Origin of the sequence: Leptospira kmetyi serovar Malaysia str. Bejo-Iso9 (assembly GCF_000243735.2) — a bacterium.
Lineage (GTDB): Bacteria > Spirochaetota > Leptospiria > Leptospirales > Leptospiraceae > Leptospira > Leptospira kmetyi.
In genome coordinates this window covers 1,637,497-1,661,810 of sequence record NZ_AHMP02000003.1, presented here as the reverse complement: position 1 = coordinate 1,661,810, position 24,314 = coordinate 1,637,497, and the positions used below count along the sequence as shown (strand labels likewise).

Here is a 24,314-nt window from a genome sequence, read left to right as displayed (position 1 = left end):
AGTGCCTACTTAATGGACATGGTTGAATGCAGGAAGTTTTTTACAAATCGAAAAATGAATTTTACGAGTCTAAAAGAGAACAATTCAATGAATTTACATTCCCATAAACCCAATCGTCTTGCACAAGAGAAAAGTCCGTATCTCCAACAACATGCGTACAACCCGGTCGACTGGTATCCATGGGGTGAGGAAGCATTGACCAAGGCAAGGGATCAAGACAAGCTCATCTTCTTATCCATAGGTTATGCGACATGTCATTGGTGCCATGTGATGGAGAGAGAATCCTTTGAAAATCAAACCATTGCGGATTATCTCAATTCACATTATATTTCGATCAAAGTGGATCGGGAAGAACGACCCGATATCGACCGAATCTTTATGGATGCGTTGCACGCAATGGATCAACAGGGCGGCTGGCCGCTCAATATGTTTTTGACTCCGGACGGAAAGCCGATCACTGGCGGAACGTATTTTCCTCCCGAACAAAGATACGGGAGAAAGAGTTTTTTAGAAGTTTTGAATGTCATTCAGGGAGTATGGAGCGGCAAACGTCAGGAATTGATCGCCGCTTCCACGGAGCTCGCCCAGTATTTGAAGGAGTCCGGAGAAGGGCGCGCGAGCGAAAAACAAGAGTCCGGTTTTCCACCGGAGAATAGTTTCGACGCCGGGTATTCTCTGTACGAAAGTTATTACGATCCGCAGTTCGGCGGTTTTAAAACCAATCATGTCAATAAATTTCCACCGAGTATGGGGCTTTCGTTTTTGCTTCGATATCATCATTCTTCCGGAAATCCCCGAGCTCTGGAAATGGTCGAAAACACGCTTTTAGCCATGAAACAAGGTGGAATTTACGATCAGGTCGGGGGCGGGCTTTGTCGCTATTCCACCGATCATCATTGGTTGGTTCCTCACTTCGAGAAGATGCTCTATGATAATTCTTTGTTTTTGGAAAGCCTTGTGGAATATTCTCAGGTTTCCAAAAAGATTCCGGCGGAGTCGTTCGCATTGGACGTGATCGAATATCTGCATCGCGACATGAGAATTTCCGGCGGGGGAATTTGTAGCGCGGAAGACGCGGACTCGGAAGGAGAAGAAGGACTTTTTTATATCTGGGATCTCGCGGAATTCCGGGAAGTCTGCGGAGAAGATTCTTCCCTGCTCGAAAAATTTTGGAACGTTACCGAAAAGGGAAACTTCGAAGGGAAGAATATTCTTCATGAAAGTTATCGAAGCGCGGTCGCAAAACTAGACGCTGAAGAATTGAAACGAATCGACGCGGCCTTGGATAGAGGCAGGAAAAAACTTTTAGAACGGAGAAGCAAACGAATCCGTCCGTTGCGCGACGATAAGATTCTTACTTCTTGGAACGGTCTTTATATCAAGGCTCTCGTCAAGGCGGGCGCGGCGTTTCAGAGGGAAGAATTTCTTCGTCTCGCGGAAGAAACGTATTCTTTTATCGAAAAAAATCTGATCGATTCAAACGGAAGAATCTTACGAAGATTTCGCGACGGAGAATCCGGTATATTAGGATATTCTAATGATTACGCGGAGATGATCGCGGCTTCGATCGCGTTGTTCGAGGCGGGCCGAGGAATTCGTTATTTGAAAAACGCGGTTCTTTGGATGGAAGAGGCGATCCGTTTGTTCCGTTCTCCGGCGGGCGTTTTTTTCGACACGGGGATCGACGGAGAGGTTCTTTTGAGAAGAAGCGTGGACGGTTACGACGGCGTGGAACCTTCCGCGAACAGTTCTCTTTCGTATTCTTTGGTGAAGTTGTCCTTGCTGGGTGTTCACTCGGATCGTTATCGTGAAATCGCGGAATCCATCTTTTTGTATTTTACGAAAGAATTATCCACACACGCTTTGAGTTATCCGTTCCTTCTTTCCGCGTATTGGTCTTATAAAAATCATTCGAAAGAAATCGTTTTGATTCGTAAGAACTCGGACGCGGGTAAGGATCTTTTGGCCGCAATCGGTAAGAAATTTTTGCCGAACTCGGTCGTTGCGGTCGTAAGCGAAGACGAACTCGAGGATGCGAGAAAACTTTCTTCTCTTTTTGATGCGAGGGACAGCGGGGGCGACGCGCTCGTTTACGTTTGTGAAAACTTTGCGTGCAAACTTCCGGTGAACAACGTCGCGGATTTGGAAAAGTTTCTCGAGTAGTAAATTCAATTTTGCAGGCGCCTTGTCGGAGTTCCGACAAGGCTGAGGGTTAGAATCGCGTTTGACAGGTTGCGATTTTTCTGTTAGAGGAGAATTGCGGGAGTTTTCCCACAAGCCCGCCTCCGCCAATAAACTCAATGTGTCGCTTCCTATGGGGCGCTCCACAGGGCGGGCCCGCCTCGCGATCACGATCGAAGTGTAGGAACACTTCTACACATTCTTGTCTCCATTCTCCCCGAAATCCTCCTGATTTTTAGAAAACAATCCCGATATTTTGATAACTTGCAAATATTATAATAAATTAATATTTATAAAAATAATGCGGTAATCTCGAAATGACGATGGCGATTCAATGTTCGTCGTTTGTTCCGAATGTTCTATTTTCGTTTCTAAAAGATTTCTTTCCTTGTTAGTATCTTTGTGAAATTGGGGTGATCCAAAAATAAATCCCGAATCACAAAGGAGTAAAGTATGAGTTATAAAAAAAGGATCGCGCTTCTTGTTTTCGGAGCGTCTTTTCTCACGTCTTGTTTGAATCCCGATTCGTCGAACGAAAATCGTTCTTCGATTTTGGCCTTAATCGGGTCCGTATCTTCCGAACAGCAAAATGCGGAAAGACCTTCCTTACATGAATTGATCGCGAGTTCGAATGATCAGAATCGGTTGATTACCAGCGCAAACAGCAGGGTTTATACGTTGTATCAAGGGGATTCTTCCTTTAGTCCCGCGGGAATCGCGGTGGATAAATACACGAACGTCTACGTCGCGGACCCGGATCACAACTGCGTTCGTAAGGTTGATATCTACGGAAAAATGACGACGATCGTTGGAAAAAGTTTTTTACCGGGGAACAAAGACGGAGCCGGTGTGGATTTGAACGTTAAGCTCAATCGCCCGAGTTACGTGGCGGTCGACGATCAGGCGAAATATATTTATATCTCGGATACGAACAATCATAGAATCCGCAAATACGATATCGCGAACGATATGTTGTCGACCGTCGTGGGAACGGTTGCGGGATATCACGACGGTGCGGGAACCTACGACGTTCGACTCAACACGCCCAAAGGAATCGATTTGTCCTTTGACAACAAATATCTGTTTATAGCGGATTACGGAAACAATAAGGTTCGCCGATACGATATTGCCAACGACATGGTCGATACGATCGTTCCGAATGCGGTGACGATCGGAGACTACGGGCCTTTTGATATTTCCGCTTCGCCGATTCCTTCTCATGTGTTTTATAACACGTATGATTACAGCCCGGTGCTTACGCCGGAATCGATGTGTACGGTAAATTACGATTTCGTTAAGCAGAATGTCATCGCGCACGGTTGTGAGAACGGAGCGGTAGGCTCGGGAAATTCTCTGTTCGGTGGAGGAGGTTTGACGATCAGCCGTTATCACGATCCAGCGGACGGAAATCAGATCGGAGCCACATTCTTTGCCACCGAAACGACGTTTCCAAAAACCAAAGGAGGTGTTTTTAGGGAATCCGTTCAGGTGAACAGCTGGGATGCCCGCGCCGATCAAATCGGTTATAGGGACGGCGCCTTCGGTTTCGCCTTATTCAATCATCCGATGGATGTTGTGCAGAGTTTGGGTGGGATCGTATTCGTAAGCGACCGAGGAAATAGAGCGATTCGATTTATTTATTGATCGTTCCGAAACCGAAAACGTCGAGAACGCCTTTCGAACTGAATCGAAGGGCGTTTGTCGGAGTTTCGACAAAACGAAGCGTTCCTTTAGTATCCGAGCTTGTGAAACATCTCGTTGGTGGCTTTGGCGCCTTGGCAGTTGAGGTGGATTTGATCCGAATAAAATTCAGGTTTCATAAACTGTTTTTCAAACCGAAGAACCTTGAGATGCGGATACTTCGTTTTCAAAGATTCGAACGCCTTCCAGAATTTCGGAAAGTAATCCGTGGATTCTATGTAATCCGGAAACGGCATTACGATATAATAAACCTGAATGTTTTGATTCTTCGTATAATTTAAAAAATCTTCGAACGCTGCAAAGTCGAACGAAGGTTCGACCTTATACGGAGCCAATACTTCTTCTTTGAGTTTGTCCTGACTCATCTGATACAGAACGGCGTGTTGCGGTTTCATCCGATCGGAAATATTGAGTCCTCCGTTTTGAAAGTTCAACTTTTCCGAAATCCATTTGTTGTCCCGAAAATTGCTTTCGGGGGGCATACACTGAGGAGTATAAAGTTCTTCGCAACCGCAGTCGAGTTTCATCTTCGCTTCCGCGGGTTTGTAGTTTTCGTAGGAGAAAACGTTTAAAAGCGCCTTTCTGTATCTGTATGTGGAAAACGCGTTGGGAATCGAAGCGGAAAGAACGTATAAAAGTTCCGGTCCTCTGTATTGTTCGATCATTTCTTTCATGGAGAATAAATGGAGAATCCTGTGCGAAAAAAACTTCCAGTTGATCTCGGAAACGGTTTTTTGCATCGATGCGGGCGCGCTTTCCATTACGAAATTCTTATACGTTAAACCGGAAACGAAACGGTTCGTCAAATATTCGGAAAGGCTCATATTCGGTTTTACGTATTGGATCAAAGTCGGATCGATGATCGGGTCCCCGTATCCTCTCGTGATAAGCCCCGGACTGGACGCGAATAGGATAAACTCGGGCTTTTTGTTTCCCGCGTTCAGATATTTGGAGAGATAATGCGTATAATAACGGGCTCCCATCGCGGGAAGGCTGAAGTTATAAACGTTCGAAGTTGGAGAAGGAACCAAGGACATACTTCTGGAATCCCCGAAGATCAATCCGTCGTAGTTCAAAACGCCTGATTCCATTTTTTTACGGACGTTGTTCACCAAAAAGACTTCGGTGTGTTCGTAAAAATAGATCTCCGTAAACCGGGCCGTAAGCTCGATCGCAACCACGATTCCGAGAACGATTAAAACGACCTTATTCTTAAAAAGCGAAGTAAATGACATTTTTGCCGAACACACCTTTTAGAACTATGCAGTAAAAGAAAAAGAGATACGTAAGAACTCGGATTACTACAGGTTTTTCGAATATAAAGAAAGCTGAATTATTCTTATAATGGAAATAATCCCAGACGAGAAGCGGTCCGACCACCTTTACGATCTCGGTGAAATAGTTGGCGACGCTGATCTGATCGTTCGGTCCTCTGAGAGTGAAGAAGTTCTCAAAGATGCTCGCCAAAAGAATTCTCGCGTGCTGACCGTCGTAACTTCTGAAGAAGATCGAGGTCATCGCGAACATAAACGTCGTGAAAAAACAGGACCAGAAAAAGAATCCTTTCGTAAAGAACGCGTGATTCAAAATCGGAAACGTGCTTTTGGCGGAGAGTTTCAGTTTTTCGAAAGGTTCTTTGAAGATCATATAAAGTACGATATAAAGACCGCAGGCGAGTCCCCAAAACGCGAAGTTCCAACTCGCACCGTGCCAAATTCCGGAAAGACCGAAGATGATGAATAGGTTTCTGAAATTGTAAAGTCTGCTTACCTTGCTTCCGCCTAACGGAATGTATACGTAATCGGTGAACCATCGGTTGAGCGTAACGTGCCATCTACGGAACAATTCACGGAAGTTCACGCTGAACTCCGGTGTGATGAAGTTCTCGCTCAGATTGAATCCGAGTAAAAACGCGGAACCTCTTGCGATATACGAATACCCGGCGAAGTCGCAATAAATTTGGAAGAAAAACGCCAGAAACGAAAGAATGGTATGAATCGCGGAATGCCCGCCCGCCAAATCCGGATTGGCCTTATAGATCAAGGGATTGTCGAGAAAAACGAGGTTTACGAGTTCGGCGAGATTGTCCGCCACGTAGGTCTTCATATAAAAGCCCACGAGAATCAAAAGACAACCCTTGTAAAAAAGATCCAAGTTGATCTTTCTGTCTTCCTTGATCTGAGGGAGAAGATCTCCCGCTCTTTCGATCGGACCCGCGACCAACTGCGGAAAAAAACATACGAACAAAGAGAAGTCCACCAGGTTCGTTTCCGCTTTGAGTTTGCGATAGTAAACGTCGATCACATACGAAAGGGTTTGAAACGTAAAAAAGCTGATTCCCACGGGAAGAATGATCTGTAAAAAAGTCGCGTCCTGAAACAAGGTCGGATCTTCGACTCCGAAAAGACCCGCGGAGGTTTTGACGGCGACGCTTAAATTCTCTATAAAAAAATTATAATATTTGAAGAAACCGAGCATCCCCATATCGATCACGACGGCCAAAAACAAAAGCCAGCCTCGGATCTTGTTCGATTCTTTTTGTTCGATGAGAAGAGCGATGTAGAAGTTCGAAACGGAAACGGAGATGATTAGAATCAAAAAGATCCAATCCCACCAACCGTAGAACGTATAAGACGCGATCAGAAGAAAGATATTCTGAACGTTTCGAGACGTTTTTCTTGCGGCGAAAAAATAACAAACCGCCAAAACGATTAGAAAGAAATAGATAAAGACGGCAGAGTTAAAGATCATGATCGACGGACCGATCCGAAAGGAACGGTTTCTCCTTTAGAGTTCCATTCTCTTGGCGTCTCGCCAGAGTCTGTCTAAATTATAATATTCTCTTTTTTCGGGAGTCATGATATGAATGATGATTTCGCCGAAATCCAAAAGCGTCCAACCCGAGTTCGCGGAAGTTCCGGTTTTATCGGCTTCCTTATGGGCTAGTTTATATTCTTTTAACGTTTTTCTGACTTCTCTTGCGACCGCGTTCGCTTGAACGGCGGAGTTGACGGTGCAGATGACGAAGTAACTCAGATAGCTGTTGACGCCTTCCAAGTTTAGAATGCTGACTTCTTCGCATTTCTTATCCACCATGATATCGTGGATGATCTGAAGAATTTCTTTGGTTGTTGGGTTTTGTTTGGGAGCGGGACTCATGAATCTCTATTTTCTCGGTTCGTAATCGGAGCCGACGACAACGGTCGCGTCGAGGCCCAGATCCTTTCTCAATACGTGATGTACTTCTGCTTTTTCTAATACTGTCGAAATGCGGTCCATGATCGCGGTGTTTCCGGAACGATCGATGACCACGGTTTTTGGAAATCCTTTTTTCCAAGCGTTGTCCGCCGCGAGGACCTTGATTCTTTTATCGGAAAGAATGCTACGAACGTCCTTTGCAAGACCCGCGACCTCGGTTCCGTTCAACACTTCGGTTCTTGCGAATTCCGCGTCCATAAAAACGTCGGAGTTCATATCTTTGGAGAATTTACGAAACGCGACTCTCGCTCTCGCGATATCCGTCTTCAGATATAATTTTTTCGTCTTAGGATCGTTAGCCGGTTCGCCGGGAAGTTCGCTGATTCCGAATTGGATTCTTCTGGAATTGGCGAACTTAACAAGACTTACGAAATCCTCTTTGGAAAGATCGGATTCGATCAGACTATGAGCGAAGATCAGAAGAGGAGTGGTTAAGAATTCTTTTTTTTGGAAAAGAGTTTCATACAAAGTCAGAACGGCGCTTTCTTGACGGCTGATTCTTTCCAAGTAATCCAAGGTTTCTTTTTTATCCATCTTGCTCGCGTAGTCGTACACGTCCTGACCGGACATCGTATAAACTCCGGGTTCGCGGTTGTATTCGGAAGAATTGCGAACGGTTTTGTTATCCGTATAAACGCTCAAACCTCCGAGAAGGTCCACAAGACGAATCCAATTCGACGCGGTAAGAGCGATCGTATAATGCGGCTTGGTTCCGATCAAATCGGTGACCGCGCTTTTGACCGAGGACTTGGCTCCGGATTTCAGAAGATCCAAAGAATCGTCCGGATCGTCGAAGGAAGTGATCGGATGAATGAAATACAAGGCGCAACGGTTGTTGGAAGGGAACAAGGTCGCCAAAAGACCGAATTCGTATTCTTCGTTATCGCCGAGCGCATGAAATAAAAAATAGATCGGTTTACCGGCCGCGATTTTTTCCTCTAAACCGGTTCGATTGAATTTGCTGATTAGAAAGATAAGTGCGGAAAATAGGAGAATACCCGCTGCGATATAAAGCGGCCAGCCGGTGGTTTTTTTAGAAGGTTCTTTTGAATCCAAACGTGCGCTCCGATTCCATTTCAAACCGGAAAACCTGACTGTCAAACGGTTATTTCCGAATGTTTTTCGTTTCAAAGCGGAGAATCGAATCGCTTACGATCGAACTTTTATTGACGAAGATTGAAAACTTCCGAAATTTCATTCCTACGTTTTAAATCCAATCGGCTTTTGCCCGGGAGAAATCAAGTGAAATCAACGATGATGAATTATCAACTTACCGTCCCCGCCATTTTAAGAAGAGCTTCCGAAGTTCATCCCGAAAAGGAAATCGTAACGAAGATGAACGACGAATCGATGCACCGTTATACGTACGGAGAATTTTCGGTTCGGGTTAAAAAGCTGATCGATTCTTTGCAAAAACTCGGGATCAAGCCGGGCGATCGGGTCGCTACGTTCGGGATGAATCATTATCGGCATTTGGAAGTTTATTTCGCGGCTCCTTCGATGGGCGCCATTCTTCACACGTTGAACGTCCGTCTTTTTCCGGAACAACTCGTGTATATCGTAAACGACGCGGAGGATTCGGTGATCTTCGTGGACAAAAGTTTGAGCAAGGTTTTATACGATCTCCTTCCACAGTTTAAAAAGAAACCGAAATTCGTCGTTATGGACGATTTAGAAGCGATGGAGCCCGCGCCTTTGCCGGATTTAATAGATTACGAAATTCTAATTCAGAACGGAAGCTCGGATATCACCTTACCGGAGTTAGACGAAAATTCCGCGGCGGGAATGTGTTACACTTCGGGAACGACCGGAAATCCGAAGGGAGTCGTTTACAGTCATCGTTCGATTTATCTGCACAGCATGTCGATTTGTATGTCCGATAGTCTCGGGGTTTGCGAAAAGGAAACGATTCTTCCCGTGGTTCCGATGTTCCACGCGAACGCATGGGGAATTCCTTTCGGTTGTGTGATGACGGGAGCGATTCTCGTGTTTCCCGGAAAACATCTTTTGGGTCACGGACTCGCTTCTCTTTTGGAACAGGAAAAGGTAAGTATGGCCGCGGGAGTGCCCACGATTTGGAACGTACTCTACCAACATCTGAAAAAGAATTCCTACGACTTGAGCCGTCTTCATACGATGATCGTCGGAGGATCGGCCGCGCCTCAATCCATGATCGAAGGATTCAAAAACGATTTCGGAATTCACATTCTCCATGCGTGGGGAATGACCGAGTTGTCCCCCGTGGGAACGGTGTGCAGACTCAAAACGACGATGAAGGATTTAAACGAATTAGAAAAATTGCATATTCTCGCCAAACAAGGACCCGCGGTCGCCGGTGTGGAACTTAAAGGAATCGACGATCAGGGAAAGGAAATTCCCAAGGACGGAAAAACTCCCGGAGAAATGATCGTAAGGGGACCTTGGATCGCGGCTTCTTATTATGGAAATCCGAGCAGGGAATCGTTTACTCCAGACGGATGGTTTCGAACCGGAGACGTGATTACGATCGACGAACACGGTTACGTTCAAATCACGGACCGCAAAAAGGATCTGATCAAAACCAGGGGAGAATGGATTTCCAGCGTCGAGATGGAAGGTTATGTTTTGAAAACCCCCGGAGTTTTGGAAGCGGCCGTGGTCGCAAAACCGGACGAAATTCGAGGAGAGGTTCCCGTGGTATTTGTAGTCGCCAAGGAAGGAGAGAACGTGGATAAAAAATCCGTTCTTGAAATTCTTAGGGAGAATTTTGCGAACTGGCAAGTGCCGCATCAGGACGATATCCGTTTGATCGACGCGATTCCGAAAACGAGCGTGGGCAAATTCGATAAGAAGGTTTTGCGCGCCGGAATGGCCGAGGGAAAATATTAGAATTTTTGCAAGTTCTTTTTAGGGAGTTTTGTCGGAACAGTCGCTTCGAAAAAGGATCGACTTTTATTTTAGGCAACGAACTCCCGCGTAGTTGCTGAGATGATCCCAACGGATTTCTCCCTTGAACACGTCCAGGTTGTAGGCTCCGTTTTCTCCGACGGAAACGGTGGAGGACCAATATCGTTTTTCAGAATCGTTTCCCGTCCATGATTCGGTTTCCCCGCTTTCGTAAGAATCTTCCAATTCCTCGATCGTGGGCAGACGAAGATCCCTGGAATCGCAGATCTGACTCGCCTGATACCAGTTATAACTTCCTTCCGTGATCTCCCAAAATATTTCCTTAGGGGAGGATTGTTTTTGGATCCGTTTTTTTTCGGAACTCGATTTTTGAATATTCGAAGATTGGAATGTGTTTTTGGAAACGTTGCCGTTTGTATTTGCGCTCGCGTTTGTATTCGTATTTGAGCTCGCGTTCGAACCCGAGCTCGAATTTGCGGACGGTTTCGAAAAGGTCGAAGTTGTTTCTCCCTGAAAATGAATGTTCAATAGTTTTTTAAATTCCCGGTTCGGATTGGAAGCGGCCGCTGTACTTTCGAGAATATCCTTGAGCTTGGATTTTGCGGAACCCCAAAAAAGACCGGTTTTACTTTCCCAATCCGCGCCGAGTTGATGGCTGTTTACGATCTGAGTCGGGTTTCTCGTTTCCAGGCCTTCGTGTAAAAGAGAATCGATCTGTTCCTGAAGCGAGATCGGTTTTTTTAGTTTTTGATTTACGCGTTTGATTTCCTTTTTGATTCTTTCGAACTGCGAAAGAGCGGCAAACTCCGATTTGGCGAGAATTTCGATTCCGTCGCGGAACGCGTCGTGAATCCGAATCTGGTGCGTTTCCTTTTCGTCTTCCGTATCGGCCAACGCTTCCGCGGTGAATTCCTTTTCGATTAAAAGATAAATCGTTTCCAAACGATTGGTCAAATGAGATCGGCCCGTTTTCTCGGCGGTCTCCGATTTTTTTTCGATCGTTTCCCGCAAGGATTTATAAGGAACGGAATTCTTATCGGAAATCTCCTTTAGAAGATTTGCATATAGTTTGGAGGAAAGCGAAAAGTCGAAACTGGAATACGCTTGGTCCGCTTCTTTTTCCTTTAAAGAAAATAACGCGAGTTCCACCTTTTCCTTTCTTTCCTGAATGCTTTGTTGGATCTGAAGTTGTTTGTGTTTTTCGGGAACCTTGGCGGAATATTCCTCTCCAAGGGAAATATAATCGAAGAGACGTTTTTGCAGATCCGCCGAGTTCGATTGACCGGCTATGAAAAGATTTTGATCGGCTTCGTTTATCTTTTCCTTATATTCCAAACTGAAGTTATTCGTAATGCTCGATTGGATTTCGCGGATGAACGGTTCCAACTTTTTGAGGGACTCTTCGGAAAGGCGATCGTTAAACGCTCTTAGAATTCGATTGTATATCTGGGTTGATTCCGAAAATTCTTTGGATAGGCTTTGTTTTGCGGCCTCGTCCAATTCTTCCCTTACCTCGTCCAAAACTCCTTCGAGGATTTTATCCGAGGTTTTGAATTCCATCGAGTTTAAGTTCGTGCCGGGAACGGGTTTGATCTTTAAGAACGCGACGCTTAAGTTTCCGTTTGTCGAAGCGGGGATTTGATTCGGGTCCGGGTTGTAACGATTGTCTAAAAGTTTTTTACCCGATTCTCCCGCGTAATAATCCAAAAGAAATTCGGGAAACTCCATTTGAAACGTGGACTTGATCGAGTAGTTTAAAGTTTTTGAATCTCTTGTCTGGTTGCGAAGAGAAACGTAAACGAGTCCGTTTTTTGAGGAGATGTTTCCGGAGATGACTTCGTTCGCGTCGATCGCGTCCGCGATCTGTTTCATACAGATTTCATCGGAACAATCCAACTTCTGAAGGGCCGCGACTTTTTTATAAAGAATCGAAAGGGATTCGTCGTCTACGATCGTGTATTTTCCTTCGAAATTTCTCAGAACGGAATTGATGATCCCGTTTCGAAAACGAGTTTCCAAACCCGCGTTTAGATTTCCATCGACAACCAGTTTGTGAACGTAAATTTTAGAGGACTTCGATTGGGCCGAAGTTTCGATCGTTGAAAAAAGGGATAAAAGAAAAACGAAAATAAAAAGAAGTCTGACGTTCATCGGCGATCCTGATTTTTGAAACGAATGTCTTCTTAAATCGAAATCCGATTTGGAGAAAAGTAAACAATTATTTGAATTCTTAGAATTAGGATTTACAATTCCGTCGATCGGGTTCGTTTAGATTCTCGGAAATCGAAATCGATGCGCGAAAGATTCAAGACGAGAACGATTCGGCTTTGTACGGCCCTCTTCGATCGAAGTTCCGCGTTCCTATTTTTATTTTTACTTCTTCCTTTGGGAACCGTTTTCGCCGAACCCCTTTCTAATTTCGCTTTTTATAATCTAAAAGAGGAAAGAATCATTCTTGCGGATTCGCTCGAAAATTTTTCGGAAAAGGAAGTTCTGATTCTGAATTTTACGGGTTCTCAGTGTAAACCCTGCAAGGAACAGGTTCCCGTTCTTTTGAATCTCGCCGCACAAACCAATCTTTCCGCGACCGGAAACTGGAAAACACATCTTTGGATCGTGTTCGTAGGGGACGATTTTCGAACCGGAAAAGAATATTCCAATTTACTAAAGTTAGGCGGAATTGCCGAAACCCTCGTCGATCCTTTGTCCTCGAGTTATTCTCAGGTGAAAATCAAGGGAGTTCCCACGGTTTTTATTTTGAATCGGAATCGTGAGATTCTTTTTCAATCGGAAGGATATACTCCGTCCGGCGTCGCTTCTTTGAGGAATTTTTTGAGTTCTCTCGGAAAATAGATTTTTACGATCGGACAAAATTCCGATTTTTACGAATCCGCGTTCGCGGCCGTAGTCAAACAAATATATGGAAAACGCTTGGCTCAATAAATGGAACGAAAGATACGCTCAGGAAGAATTCGCATTCGGTGAACAACCCAACGATTATCTCAAAGAACAATTAGAAAAATTGAATGTAGGGACGATTCTTTTCGCGGCGGAAGGAGAAGGACGAAACGCGGTTTTTGCCGCCAAACGGGGTTGGAAGGTTTCCGCGTTCGATATCAGCGTCGAAGGACAAAAAAAAGCGCATCGACTCGCCGAAAAAAACCACGTCACAATCGACTACCGAGTCGGCGAACTGGATCGGTTGAAGTTTCAACCCGAACAATTCGACGCGATCGCGCTCGTCTACGCTCATTTTCCGTCGGACATCAAATCCTCTCTTCACAAAACCTTGGATTCGTATCTACGCAAAAACGGCGTTATCATCTTCGAGGCGTTTAGCAAAAATCACTTGGAATACCTCGCAAAAAATCCGAAGGTCGGAGGTCCTAACGAACTTGCTATGTTGTTTTCAATCGAAGAATTGAAGTCCGATTTTCCGAACTACGAGATCATCGAGCTTACGGAAAAGGTAATCGAATTGAACGAAGGTCTGTTTCACAACGGAAAAGGTTCTGTGATTCGATTCGTAGGACGAAAGAATTGAATATTCTTAAATTTTAATATTCTTTTCCTTAATGTAAGAATGCCAGAGGATCATCGCCGCGACCGAACGAAACGGTTTCCAAGTTTCGGCGATGGAAAGAATTCTTTCCTTGGACACGTCGGCCGGAAGACGTTTGACTTTTTTTAAGGATTGAATCAAGGCAAGATCCCCGATCGGAAAAATATCCGAACGATGCAGGACCATCAAAAGAAAAACGTCCACGGTCCAGTTGCCGATTCCTTTGATCGCGACCAGATCGTTTCGGATTTCCTCGTCCGTTTTTTCGGACAAGGAACCGATCGCGAGTTGTCCGGATAAAACGGCGTTTGCAAGATGTCGAACATAAACCGTTTTTTGTCTGCTGAAATAACATTCCCTCAACTCGATGTCGCTTAACAAAAGAACTTTCTTGGCGGTAACCGCGCCGATTCTTTCCTTCAATTTTTCCAAAGCGGCCTTTGCGGATGCGAGAGAAACCTGTTGCTCGAGAATGATATGAACCAGGGTTTCGAAATTCGGTTTTCGGCTCCAAAACGGAGGATAACCGTATTTAAGAAGAATTGAATGTAGATCCCGGTCTTTTCTCGACAGACGATCGCAGATGGAATGAAATTCTTCCTTTTCGAACTTTCGAATCGTTTCCTTCAAAGTTTTAAACGTTCCTTTTTTTGATTGCCGACAAACTAACTATTTGTTTAGTAGGTCCTATGAATTCTAAACGCCCCGCCGCATTGGGTTTTATTTTCGTAACGATCCTCATCGACGTAATCGGTTTCGGAATCATCATTCCCGTATTGCCGAAACTCATACAAGAATTAACTCACGGATCTTTGAGCGAAGCCGCATGGGACGGCGGGCTTTTGATGTTCGCGTATTCTATCGTTCAGTTCGTCTGCGCGCCGTTTGTCGGCGCCCTCAGCGATCGATACGGAAGACGGCCGATTCTTCTCGCGTCGCTTTTCGGTTTCGCGTTGGATTATTTATTTTTGACGTTCGCACCTTCCATTCTTTGGCTTTTTGTAGGAAGAGTTGTGGCCGGTATTATGGGCGCGAGTTTTACGACCGGGTACGCGTATATCGCGGATATCAGTCCTCCGGAAAAAAGAGCGGAGAACTTCGGAATTTTAGGCGCGGCTTTCGGTTTGGGATTTATCATCGGGCCGGTCATCGGAGGTTCCCTCGGTCAGTTCGGATCCAGAGCGCCTTTTTTAGTCGCCGCGGGATTCGCGCTTTTAAATTGGTTGTTCGGTTATTTCATTCTTCCCGAATCCTTGGCTCCGGAAAACAGAAGAAAGTTCGAATGGAAGAAGGCCAATCCGATCGGTTCGCTTATCAATTTAAAGCGTTATCCTATGATCGTGGGTTTGGTAGTTGCGTTTTTTCTAATAAACACAGCGGCTCACGCGGTTCAGGGAACTTGGAATTATTATACGATGGAAAAGTTCAAGTGGGACGAAGCGATGGTGGGTTATTCTCTCGGGGTCGTCGGGTTTGTTTACGCGATCACTTTAGGAGTTTTGATTCGGATCATTCTTCCCGTGTTGGGTCAGAACCGAAGCATCTATCTCGGTCTTACTTTGAGCGCGCTGGGTTACGCGTTATTCGCTCTTGCCACGAAAAGTTGGATGATGTTCGTGTTTTTGATTCCGTATTGTCTCGGCGGAATCGCGATGCCTCCTTTGCAGGGAATCATGTCCTCTCAGGTTCCCGCAAACGAACAAGGAGAATTGCAAGGCGCTCTTACGAGTTTGACGAGCGTTACGGCGGTGATCGGACCGATTTTGATGACGGGTCTTTTTTCATACTTCACCGCAAAGGGCGCGCCGGTTTATTCTCCCGAAGCTCCGCTTTGGATGGGAACGATTTTGACCGCGGCGAGTCTTTGGATTTCCGTGGGTTCGCTTCGAAAACATCATTCTTAGTTGAGAAAAAAGGAATATTGGGAAACCTTGATGTTTTCGGGAAGGTCAAGAAATTGCAGATGAGACGGTCGTTATCGAAACTTTCGTTCTTGGGAATCGTTTTGTTGTCGATGGGTTGTTCTTCGTTTCCGAGGGAAAAACCTTCCGTGATTCCGAACAATCAAAAACTTCTTCTCGGTTATATCAACGAAGACGGTCTTGTCTACAGTTCCAAGATCGGCGTTAAAACGAAATACAAGGAAGCCGAAGACAAACTCAATCAGTTCGAAGAGAACGTTCACAAACCTTTGATGGAACGTTTTGATAAACGAATCGAGGAAATCAAAAAGCACGGACTCGAACTCGAAAAGAACAGCACATCGATCAAAAGACAATTGGTCGCAGCGGTTCTGATCGCTTTGATCGTTCCGATTCCAGGCGCTGTGGAAACAGTTCTTACGGTTGGTCTTATCACGATCGCGTATCGAAAGATCCGTGAAAAAAAAGAGGATCGGATCGCAAAGGCCGCCGTTGAGGAATTGATTCAAAACTGCGACGCCGCGCGCGAGAATCTGATCGAGTTTCAAAAAAATCAACTTTCCGATTTCGTAAAAAATTGGAGAAAGGAATTCAAAAAGGAAACCAATCACGTGGTCAGTCATACCGATCCGAACGATATTCGTATCTACGACTTCGTGGGCGAAAAGTTTCAAAAAGACGGAGAGTGGTTGAAGAGCCGAGCGGAAACGGAACTCACACATTCGAATCAATACTGCGCTCAGGAAATCGCATTCAAAAATCCTGAAATCAAAAAATAAACAGTCTAAGTTTTAATCTTATGAAAATCATTTCAGCAATCCTCAAAGATCTCGGAGACAATTTTCGAGTTCGAAGAATTCTTCCCTCGATCGAAGCGCGTCACGTGGGACCGTTCGTATTCGTGGATCACATGGGACCCGTTCCGATTCAAACCGGAAAGGAACTTGTGGTTCGTCCTCATCCTCATATCGGGCTCGCTACGATCACGTATTTGTATGACGGCGTGATTTTTCATCGAGACAGCATCGGATCGGAGATGCCCATTCGTCCGTACGAAGTCAACTGGATGACCGCGGGTTCCGGGATCGCACACAGCGAACGTTCTCAGTTGGATCCGCAGTACACTTTTTTGGAAGGAATTCAAACCTGGGTCGCTCTTCCGAAAGAATACGAAGAAGTGGACGCTGAATTTTTTCATCTCGATCGTAAGGACATTCCCGTCGTGAACGGAGACGGATGGGAACTCAGACTTGCCGCCGGAGAATTCTTAGGAAAAAAATCTCCCGTAAAAGTTTATTCGACCTTATTCTACGCGGACTTGGAAGCAAACCCCGGAGCAAAGGGAGAATGGAATATTCCGAACGATCAGGAATCCGCGTTGTATGTCGCTCGAGGAAGTTTGAATATACAAGGTCAAACGATCGGAGTCGGTCAGATGGCCGTGTTTGCCCGCGGTGAGAAGATAGAATTTTCATCCGAAGAGGGAAGCAGAGCGATCCTTTTGGGCGGAGTTCCGTTTGAAGAACACAGACATCTTTGGTGGAACTTCGTGTCGACTTCCTTGGAAAGAATCGAAAAGGCGAAACTGGAATGGAAGGAAGAACGTTTCCCGAAGGTTCCGGGCGAAACGGAACGAATCCCGTTGCCCGAACCTAAATTATAATATTAGAATTTACGAATGCTCACCGGGACTCCGCTGAAAGCGGCGTTTCCGGAAAGTTCGTCGATCGCCTTTTCGTCCGTAAGATCGTTGATGCTCACGCCTGCGAACTGACTCGCTACGTTCAATCGAACCCCGTTTTTACCGTGACCGAAACCGTGCGGAATACTCACGACTCCGGGCATGATCTCGTCCGTGATTTCCGCGGGGATCACGATCTTACCGACTCTGGATTCCACTTGAACCTCTTCCTCTTCTTGAAGACCGAGGTTCTTCGCGTCGTCCGGATGAATCATCAAAGTACAACGATTCTTACCCGTCATCAGCTTGGGAAGATTGTGCATCCAGGAATTGTTGTTCCTTAAATGTCTTCTTCCGATCAAAAGAAAATTCTTACCGTTGTCGCGCGCGGACCATTCTTCGAACTTGGCCGCGAGTCTCGGAAGATCTTCCAAAACGGGTTGGGGAAGAAGATGAAACTTTTTATTCTCCGTCAAAAGTCTTTCGGGAAAACAGGTTTCCAAAGGACCGAGATCGATTCCGTGAGGATTCTCCTTTAACAATTTGATGTTGAGCATACGATTGTGTTTTCCTTTTTCACCGTACGGTCCGCCTTTTAATGCGAAGTCGATGATGGAAGCGGGACCGAGTTTCGTCGTGATGAGTTCGTTCGGTAGAGGTTTGCCCGCGCGTAAAAGTTCGAGACGTTTCGTAAGATCCACGAAGATTTCCCAGTCGTGAAGCATTCCCGGTTGCGGTTCGAAAACCGGTTGTGCGTATTTGGTCGTATTCCGAACCGCGAATACGTTGAAGATCATATCGTAGTGATCGTGTTCGAGCGTGGAAGTGGGGGGAAGAATGTAGTTTGCATGTTTCGTCGTTTCGTTTATGTAAAAATCCACGCAGACCATAAATTCAAGATTTTGAATGCCTTCTTCCAGCTTTGCGCCGTTAGGCGTCGATAAAACTGGATTTCCAGCCGAGGTGACGAGCGCCTTGACTTGACCTTCTCCGCTCGTGAGAATTTCCTCGGAAAGGGCCGCGACCGGAAGTTCTCCGTTGAACTCCGGAAGTTTGCGAACCCTCGATTGAAAAGAATTGAAACTGCCCGGCGAACTTTTTAACGCGCCTTTAGGATCGATCGGATCGACCGCGGGAAGGGTGAACATCGCGCCGCCGCGTTTGTCCATGTTTCCGCTCAGAACGTTTACGAGATTGATCAGCCACTGGGAAAGCGAACCGAAGGCCTGTGTGGAAACCCCGATTCTTCCGTAACAAACCGCGCTTTCGGAGGAAGTAAATTCGAGAGCGATTCTTTCGATCGTCGCCGCGTCGACTCCCGTGACTTTTTCGACTTTGGAAGGCGCATAACGCGAGGAAAGTTCTCGGATCTTGTTCAATTCTTCCGAATCGCAAAGAACGGAAGGTTTTACGAGATTCTTTTCAAAAAACACATTCAAAATCGCTAATAAAAAGAAGGCGTCGGTTCCGGGACGGATAAAAATATGTTCGTCGGCGTTGGAAGCGGTTTCCGTTTTTCTCGGATCGACCACGACGAACTTTCCTCCGCGCTCCTGAAGTTCTTTCAGTCTTTTTTTGACGTCGGGAACGGTCATCAAACTGCCGTTAGACGCAAACGGATTTCCTCCCAGGATCAGAAAGTATTTCGTGTGATCGATGTCCGGGATCGGAATCAAAAGTTGATGTCCGAACATAAGATAGGAAACGAGCTGATGCGGAAGTTGGTCCACGGAGGTCGCGGAATATTGATTTTTGGTTTTTAAACGATTTGTAAAACGGTCTCCGAACAACATAGAACCGTAGTTGTGAACGTTGGGATTTCCGTTGTAAATCGCGACCGCATCGTTTCCGTATTTGTTTTGAATTTCGAAAAGGGCCTTTGCCGTTTCGGAAAGGGCTTCGATCCAACTTACTTGAACCCAACCTTGTTCCGTTCTTTTGACCGGAAACTTAAGACGATCCGGATCTTCGTAGAGATTTTTGAGCTCGGGTCCTTTCGCGCAGAGATGACCTCGGCTAAACGGATCTTCTTTGTCGCCTCGAATCGCAGAAATTTTTCCGTCTTCGACTTCGATTCTGAGACCGCACATGGCCTCGCAGAGCGTACAAGAACGATAGTGGGTTTGTGAACTCATAAAATTCTCCCTAGTTTCAACACATTGATAGAATCCCGAATTTCAAAATGGGCAAGAATTTTATGCGTCGAAGTCGCGTACGCATGGGAAATTCGTTCGTTTTGTTTTGAAATTTCTCCCGAAAAAAGTGAGGACTTTCGTTTTCAAAAGGCTTTTCACAAAAGGGGAGAATCGAATTCTTTTCCTATGTCAATGGAACCGGATCCGGAACTCAAACTTCAAAAGGAATTTGCGGACGCGTTCTTTTTGCAATTCAGAGAATTCTTCGGAGATGAAAAAGAACTCGGGTATGAACTGTATTCCTTAAACGGGGAAGAACCCGGTCCGAAAGGAAGTTGGGCGACGTTTACGATTCGCAATCCTTTCGGCGGTCGATCGCTCGTGTTTCGATACGATCCGAGTTCTCATTCTTTTTACGCGATGTTGAAGATTCAGGTAATTCCCGGCGAAGAAGATTGGGATTTGGATTCGCTCTTTCGAAGAAAGGGTTATCCGGTTCCGGAGTTTAAGGAATCCTTAAAGCGCGCGGGTGAATGGATCTTTCATTCGATCGCGAGACATTATTTTGCGGCGATCTTCGAGTTTTGTCCCCGCATCTTGGAACCCGATTTTGTTCCGGGAGAATAATTCGAATCAATCGAATCGCGCCGCTCCGTTTTGTTCCATTTCGTTTCGAACGATCCGGAGCGGGCACGTTATCTGCTCTTGAATTATGGTTCCGCGTTATCGAGTTATAACCCGACGTCAAAAAGAAGAATCCAAACTTGTTGATTCATTCAAACTCAGAAAGGATCCAACATGTCTTTATCCGAACACGAATTGCAAGAATCTTTAACCAAGGCCATTCGAGCCGAAGAAGAATCGAAAATCATAGAACTGATTTCCGCGGGCGCCGATCCGAATCGCATAACGTATGTTAAAAGTCTGGAAGTTCCCCTTTGGTTCTGCGCTTTGCCGATCAGTTTTTCGGGCGGGGTTTCCTTAAAACCCAAATCCCTTTCCGCGCTTCTTCAAAACGGAGCGGACATACGCGCGACCAATAAAAAAGGAAGCGGCGCGTTCTATCATCTCGTATATTATTGTAAGGACATCGAAAGATTTTCCGAAGCCGTAAACATTCTTCTCTCTTTCGGATTGGATATCAATCAAGGAAAAGAAATCGGCAAAACGATTCTTTATAGCGCGGTTTCTTCGGGAAGTTTTGAAAAAGTAAAATTCTTACTCGAACAAGGAGCCGATCCGAACACGGTCGACATAAAAGACGGAGAATCTCCTTTGATCCGCGCTTGTATCGATTCCGATAAGAATCAAAACGAAATCCTAAAGATCGTCGCCGCGTTGATTTCCGCGGGCGCGGACGTAAACGTTCACGAAACCTGGAAGGGAAGATCCTCTTTGATGTGGGCGGTTCGACAAGGAAATTTGGAACTCGCAAAACTTTTAGCAAAGGCCGGAGCCGATCTAAAAGCGGAAAATCCGAAGGAGAATCTAAACGCTTATTTGACCGCGTTGGAAGGAAAACACTACGACATCGTGGAATGGTTGGACGGACTCGGCGCTAAGGATACGACTTCTCGCCCCTATAGAGCATTACAATATAAGAATATTCAAAAAGAAGAATGGAAAGAATCGATTTCGGCCGGTCTCAAGGCCATGGTCGCGTTTCCGGACGATTGGAAAATTCCGTACAATATCGCGTTCGCGTATTGGAAACTGGGCGACTTAGAGGAATCGGGTCAATGGGCGCAAAAAACCCTCGATGTAGAATTCAATCTGGGCGCGCTGAATTTGATTCTCGCCAATCATATCCACAAATCCGATCCGGAAGGACTTCTTTCCGTTTGGAAAAAATACAAGGCACAGGCCGCCGAGGATAAAGGCGACAAGGGAACGTTTTTAACGAACGTTCTCTGGGCCTATTACGCGACAAAAAAATATTCCGAGGCGATCGAAGATCTGGGCGATCCTTGGAGCGTTTCCACGGATGAGAACACCTTTTTTCTCAATTTGGCCTGCGTTTATGTTGCGTTAGACGACACCGCTTCCGCAATTCGGGCCGCGATGGAAACTCTTCGCCGTAAGTATCCGATCGAAAAATTAAACAAGGACGAGGATCTGAAACCTTTGACGAAGACGACGGCGTTTCGCGTGTTGATCGAAAACGTAAACAATCCGCATGTCAGTGAAACCGTTTCTCGCGGAAACGATTTCATCGAACTGATCTGGAACGACGACGAAGTCATCGAGCGCAATCAGTTTGCGGAAGAGGAAATTTCTCAGAACGTTTTTAAGTTCGATTCTCCGCACGAAGCCTTGCTTAAGTTCGCCGAACTGGAAGACGGTCATATCGCGTCCGGTTGGAAGTTGGATTCTTCCCAAATCCTCGCCGTCGAAAACGATTTAGCGGCCGAGCTCGACGGGATTTTATCCGAGTTTGCGGATTCTCAAAAAGCGGATTTAGGCGCTTTGCTTCTCGAATGGGATTATGAAGACGACGGATTCTCCTATTATCTTTGTCTGGAAACCTATCAAAACTTGGAAAAGGCCCGCAAACGATATTCGGAATATCACGGTACAGATCGGAATACGGTTTATGAAAACAATCTGCTTCATCGGGATCGGATTTATGCGCAGGTTTCCTTTGAAAGAATGATCGATCGATTGGTGCAAGGAGAAGGTTTTCAAAAGGTGAAGAAGTTGCCTTTATTTTTCTTTGTTCATGCGGAACACGACTCGGGGAACGAGTTTAGGGCGGAGCGGAAGGTTTGAGAATCGATCGGATCGGACCTAAGAACGGAGAATCGGTTGGAGATCGGGAATCCTTTCGATTTCCAACGGATGTAGGAACTACTACGTTTCCCCCAGTTCGAGAAAACTTTCTGGTGCTAAGGATTGGTGGAACTCCTACTTTTTACGGATTCAATCCATTGATTTGGATCTCCTAAGATTGTAAGAACTACCACAAATTCTTAGAAAAAGATTTTTCCAACGCGACCAAGCACGGCGCAACCCAAGGACTACGGCCGAACCATGGCATTGCCGAAGATTCTTCGTTTCAAACCGGTTAAAAAATTCTTCCTTTAAAAAATTGACAAAAAACAAGGTTTACACCACAAGGCTTCCGAAATTTTTGGTCTTAGAATGGAAATCCGCAACATAGCTATCATTGCCCACGTAGACCATGGGAAAACCACACTTCTGGACGGAATTCTCCGTCAAACCGGCGCCGTCACTGCAAAAGAAGACGGGGAAAGGATCATGGACTCCAACGACCTGGAAAAGGAAAAAGGAATCACGATCAAGGCGAAGAATACCGCCGTGGTTTACAAAGGAACCAGAATCAACGTCGTAGATACTCCCGGCCACGCGGATTTCGGCGGGGAAGTAGAACGAGTTCTCGCAACTGCGGATTCTTGTCTTTTACTCGTGGATGCTTTCGACGGACCGATGCCACAAACTCGTTTCGTATTGGGAAAATCCCTTCAGCTCGGACACAAGCCCATTCTCGTAATCAATAAAATCGATCGTCCCGGTGCAAGACCCGAAGCAGTCGTAGACATGGCTTTTGATCTTTTCTCCGACCTCGGAGCAACCGACGAACAGCTCGACTTCCCGATCGTTTATGCTTCCGCAAAACAAGGTTGGGCGGTTCATAACCTCAGCGAATCTCCGGGCACGAACTTAGATCCGCTTTTGGACACCGTTCTCAAACACGTTCCGCCCGTTCAAGCGGATACGGAAGCTCCTCTTCAATTCCAAGTTACTTCCTTGGATTACAACGACTACGTAGGAAGAATCGCGGTCGGAAAAATCTACGCGGGAAAGATGGCGCTCGGAATGAACGTGATCCAACTTGCGGCGAAGAAGTCCGACACGGCCGCACCGGCGGATACCGCGCTTTTTAGAATTACCAAATTATACAACTTCGAAGGTCTGAAACGAAACGAGGTCAACAACGCGGAAGCGGGTGATATCGTTGCAATCGCGGGTCTTCCCGACGTGTTTATCGGGGATACGATCTGCGAACCGGGAAAACCGGCTCCAAGACCGGCGATCGAGGTTGAAGAACCGACCGTATCCATGTTCTTTATGGTAAACAATTCTCCGTTTGCCGGAAAAGAAGGGAAGTTCGTAACGACCCGAAATATCCGCGAACGTCTGGACCGCGAACTCGAAACCAACGTGGCGATGAGACTGGAAGAAACCGAAGACAAGGACCGTTTTAAGGTTCTGGGCCGCGGTGAACTTCATTTGTCGGTTCTGATCGAAACGATGAGAAGAGAGGGTTTCGAGATCCAGGTTTCTCGCCCCGAAGTAATCTTAAAAACCAACGAACAAGGCCAAAAGCTCGAACCGTACGAGTATTTGGTAATGGACATTCCCGATCAGTTCACCGGTCAGATCATCGCCGAACTCAATCGTAGAAAGGGCGAACTTCAGTTGATGGACGCGCATCCGTCCGGAATGACCCGGGTCGAATTCGTAATTCCGACACGCGGGATCATCGGATTCAGAGGATTCTTCATCTCCGAAACCAGAGGCGAGGGCGTAATGTCTTCCCGCTTCCTCCGTTTTGATATTTACAAAGGAGAAATCCCAGGTCGTAAGAACGGCGCCTTGATTTCCATGGACTCCGGAGAATCCACCGCATACGCTCTCTGGAAGATTCAGGAAAGGGGAGAATTGGTGATCGGACCGAACACCGCGGTTTATCCGGGAATGATCATCGGAATCCATTCTCGCGAAAACGATTTGGAAGTGAACCCCGTAAAAGAGAAGAAGCTGAGTAACGTGCGTTCTTCCGGTGCGGACGAAGCGATTCGTTTGGTTCCTCCGAGAAAATTCTCCTTGGAACAAAACATCGAGTTTCTTGACGACGATGAACTTCTGGAAGTAACTCCTGCAAGTCTGCGTCTTCGTAAGAAATACCTCGACGCTACGATGCGTAAACGCAACAAGTAAAACTTCTCTCGAGAGTTTTGGATTCG

The 24,314-nt window shown here is 45.9% G+C and carries 18 protein-coding genes; 11 read left to right on the top strand and 7 right to left on the bottom strand.

Annotated elements, in window-relative coordinates; genetic code table 11:
• The first annotated feature begins 18 nt into the window (after positions 1-18).
• A complete protein-coding gene (locus tag LEP1GSC052_RS10165) occupies positions 19-2,163 on the top strand; it encodes a thioredoxin domain-containing protein (protein WP_084492267.1) in 2,145 nt (714 codons plus the stop codon).
• A gap of 471 nt (positions 2,164-2,634) precedes the next feature.
• Positions 2,635-3,825, top strand: a complete 1,191-nt coding sequence (locus tag LEP1GSC052_RS10160; protein ID WP_010575690.1) for a beta-propeller fold lactonase family protein — start codon at positions 2,635-2,637, stop codon at positions 3,823-3,825.
• Positions 3,826-3,911: 86 nt separating this feature from the next.
• On the opposite strand, the gene LEP1GSC052_RS10155 is transcribed toward LEP1GSC052_RS10160, so the two are convergent.
• The 4 genes from LEP1GSC052_RS10155 to LEP1GSC052_RS10140 are packed head-to-tail and all read right to left on the bottom strand — an operon-like array spanning position 3,912 to position 8,241.
• Entirely contained in the window at positions 3,912-5,117 is a 1,206-nt protein-coding gene (locus tag LEP1GSC052_RS10155) for a hypothetical protein (protein ID WP_010575689.1), read from the bottom strand.
• Positions 5,095-6,633, bottom strand: a complete 1,539-nt coding sequence (locus LEP1GSC052_RS10150) for an MBOAT family O-acyltransferase (protein WP_020986726.1) — start codon at positions 6,631-6,633, stop codon at positions 5,095-5,097. The genes LEP1GSC052_RS10155 and LEP1GSC052_RS10150 overlap by 23 nt, the downstream gene beginning before the upstream one ends.
• 36 nt (positions 6,634-6,669) lie before the next feature.
• The gene (rsfS, locus tag LEP1GSC052_RS10145) at positions 6,670-7,041 is read right to left on the bottom strand and encodes a ribosome silencing factor (RefSeq protein ID WP_010575688.1); all 372 of its coding nucleotides are present in this window, start codon (positions 7,039-7,041) and stop codon (positions 6,670-6,672) included.
• A 6-nt stretch (positions 7,042-7,047) separates the two neighbouring features.
• Entirely contained in the window at positions 7,048-8,241 is a 1,194-nt protein-coding gene (locus LEP1GSC052_RS10140) for an LCP family protein (RefSeq protein WP_010575687.1), read from the bottom strand.
• Between the two features lie 141 nt (positions 8,242-8,382).
• Between LEP1GSC052_RS10140 and LEP1GSC052_RS10135 the strand changes: the two genes are divergently transcribed.
• Positions 8,383-10,008: a long-chain fatty acid--CoA ligase gene (locus LEP1GSC052_RS10135; RefSeq protein WP_040913454.1), complete on the top strand. Its 1,626-nt coding sequence runs from the start codon at positions 8,383-8,385 to the stop codon at positions 10,006-10,008.
• Positions 10,009-10,071: 63 nt separating this feature from the next.
• On the opposite strand, the gene LEP1GSC052_RS10130 is transcribed toward LEP1GSC052_RS10135, so the two are convergent.
• Complete coding sequence (locus LEP1GSC052_RS10130; RefSeq protein WP_020986604.1) at positions 10,072-12,177, bottom strand: Lcl C-terminal domain-containing protein; 2,106 nt, start codon at positions 12,175-12,177, stop codon at positions 10,072-10,074.
• Positions 12,178-12,318: 141 nt separating this feature from the next.
• Between LEP1GSC052_RS10130 and LEP1GSC052_RS10125 the strand changes: the two genes are divergently transcribed.
• Together LEP1GSC052_RS10125 and LEP1GSC052_RS10120 are read left to right on the top strand one after the other, a co-directional pair.
• Positions 12,319-12,879, top strand: coding sequence for a TlpA family protein disulfide reductase (locus LEP1GSC052_RS10125; protein ID WP_010575684.1), 561 nt, complete (start codon positions 12,319-12,321; stop codon positions 12,877-12,879).
• 67 nt (positions 12,880-12,946) lie between these two features.
• Complete coding sequence (locus LEP1GSC052_RS10120; protein ID WP_010575683.1) at positions 12,947-13,570, top strand: class I SAM-dependent methyltransferase; 624 nt, start codon at positions 12,947-12,949, stop codon at positions 13,568-13,570.
• Positions 13,571-13,576: 6 nt separating this feature from the next.
• On the opposite strand, the gene LEP1GSC052_RS10115 is transcribed toward LEP1GSC052_RS10120, so the two are convergent.
• On the bottom strand, positions 13,577-14,218 hold the full coding sequence (locus LEP1GSC052_RS10115; RefSeq protein ID WP_010575682.1) for a DNA-3-methyladenine glycosylase family protein: 642 nt from the start codon (positions 14,216-14,218) through the stop codon (positions 13,577-13,579).
• 59 nt (positions 14,219-14,277) lie between these two features.
• Here LEP1GSC052_RS10115 and LEP1GSC052_RS10110 point away from each other — a divergent pair, with 59 nt between their 5' ends.
• Genes LEP1GSC052_RS10110 through LEP1GSC052_RS10100 form a run of 3 tightly spaced genes read left to right on the top strand, consistent with a single transcriptional unit; the run spans position 14,278 to position 17,173 of the window.
• A complete protein-coding gene (locus LEP1GSC052_RS10110) occupies positions 14,278-15,492 on the top strand; it encodes a TCR/Tet family MFS transporter (protein ID WP_020986491.1) in 1,215 nt (404 codons plus the stop codon).
• Positions 15,493-15,551: 59 nt separating this feature from the next.
• On the top strand, positions 15,552-16,289 hold the full coding sequence (locus tag LEP1GSC052_RS21675) for a hypothetical protein (RefSeq protein WP_244265277.1): 738 nt from the start codon (positions 15,552-15,554) through the stop codon (positions 16,287-16,289).
• A 20-nt stretch (positions 16,290-16,309) separates the two neighbouring features.
• Positions 16,310-17,173 carry a pirin family protein gene (locus LEP1GSC052_RS10100; RefSeq protein ID WP_010575678.1) on the top strand — a complete coding sequence of 288 codons (864 nt, stop codon included), beginning with the start codon at positions 16,310-16,312 and terminating at the stop codon, positions 17,171-17,173.
• Positions 17,174-17,175: 2 nt separating this feature from the next.
• On the opposite strand, the gene LEP1GSC052_RS10095 is transcribed toward LEP1GSC052_RS10100, so the two are convergent.
• Positions 17,176-19,281 carry a molybdopterin oxidoreductase family protein gene (locus LEP1GSC052_RS10095; protein WP_010575677.1) on the bottom strand — a complete coding sequence of 702 codons (2,106 nt, stop codon included), beginning with the start codon at positions 19,279-19,281 and terminating at the stop codon, positions 17,176-17,178.
• Between the two features lie 231 nt (positions 19,282-19,512).
• On the opposite strand from LEP1GSC052_RS10095, the gene LEP1GSC052_RS10090 reads away from it, so the two are divergent.
• The 3 genes from LEP1GSC052_RS10090 (at position 19,513) to typA (ending at position 24,288) form a co-directional block, all read left to right on the top strand.
• On the top strand, positions 19,513-19,953 hold the full coding sequence (locus LEP1GSC052_RS10090) for a hypothetical protein (RefSeq protein WP_040913450.1): 441 nt from the start codon (positions 19,513-19,515) through the stop codon (positions 19,951-19,953).
• A gap of 171 nt (positions 19,954-20,124) precedes the next feature.
• Positions 20,125-22,095 carry an ankyrin repeat domain-containing protein gene (locus LEP1GSC052_RS10085; RefSeq protein ID WP_010575676.1) on the top strand — a complete coding sequence of 657 codons (1,971 nt, stop codon included), beginning with the start codon at positions 20,125-20,127 and terminating at the stop codon, positions 22,093-22,095.
• Positions 22,096-22,467: 372 nt separating this feature from the next.
• Entirely contained in the window at positions 22,468-24,288 is a 1,821-nt protein-coding gene (gene typA, locus LEP1GSC052_RS10075) for a translational GTPase TypA (protein ID WP_010575675.1), read from the top strand.
• The last annotated feature ends 26 nt before the right edge of the window (positions 24,289-24,314 follow it).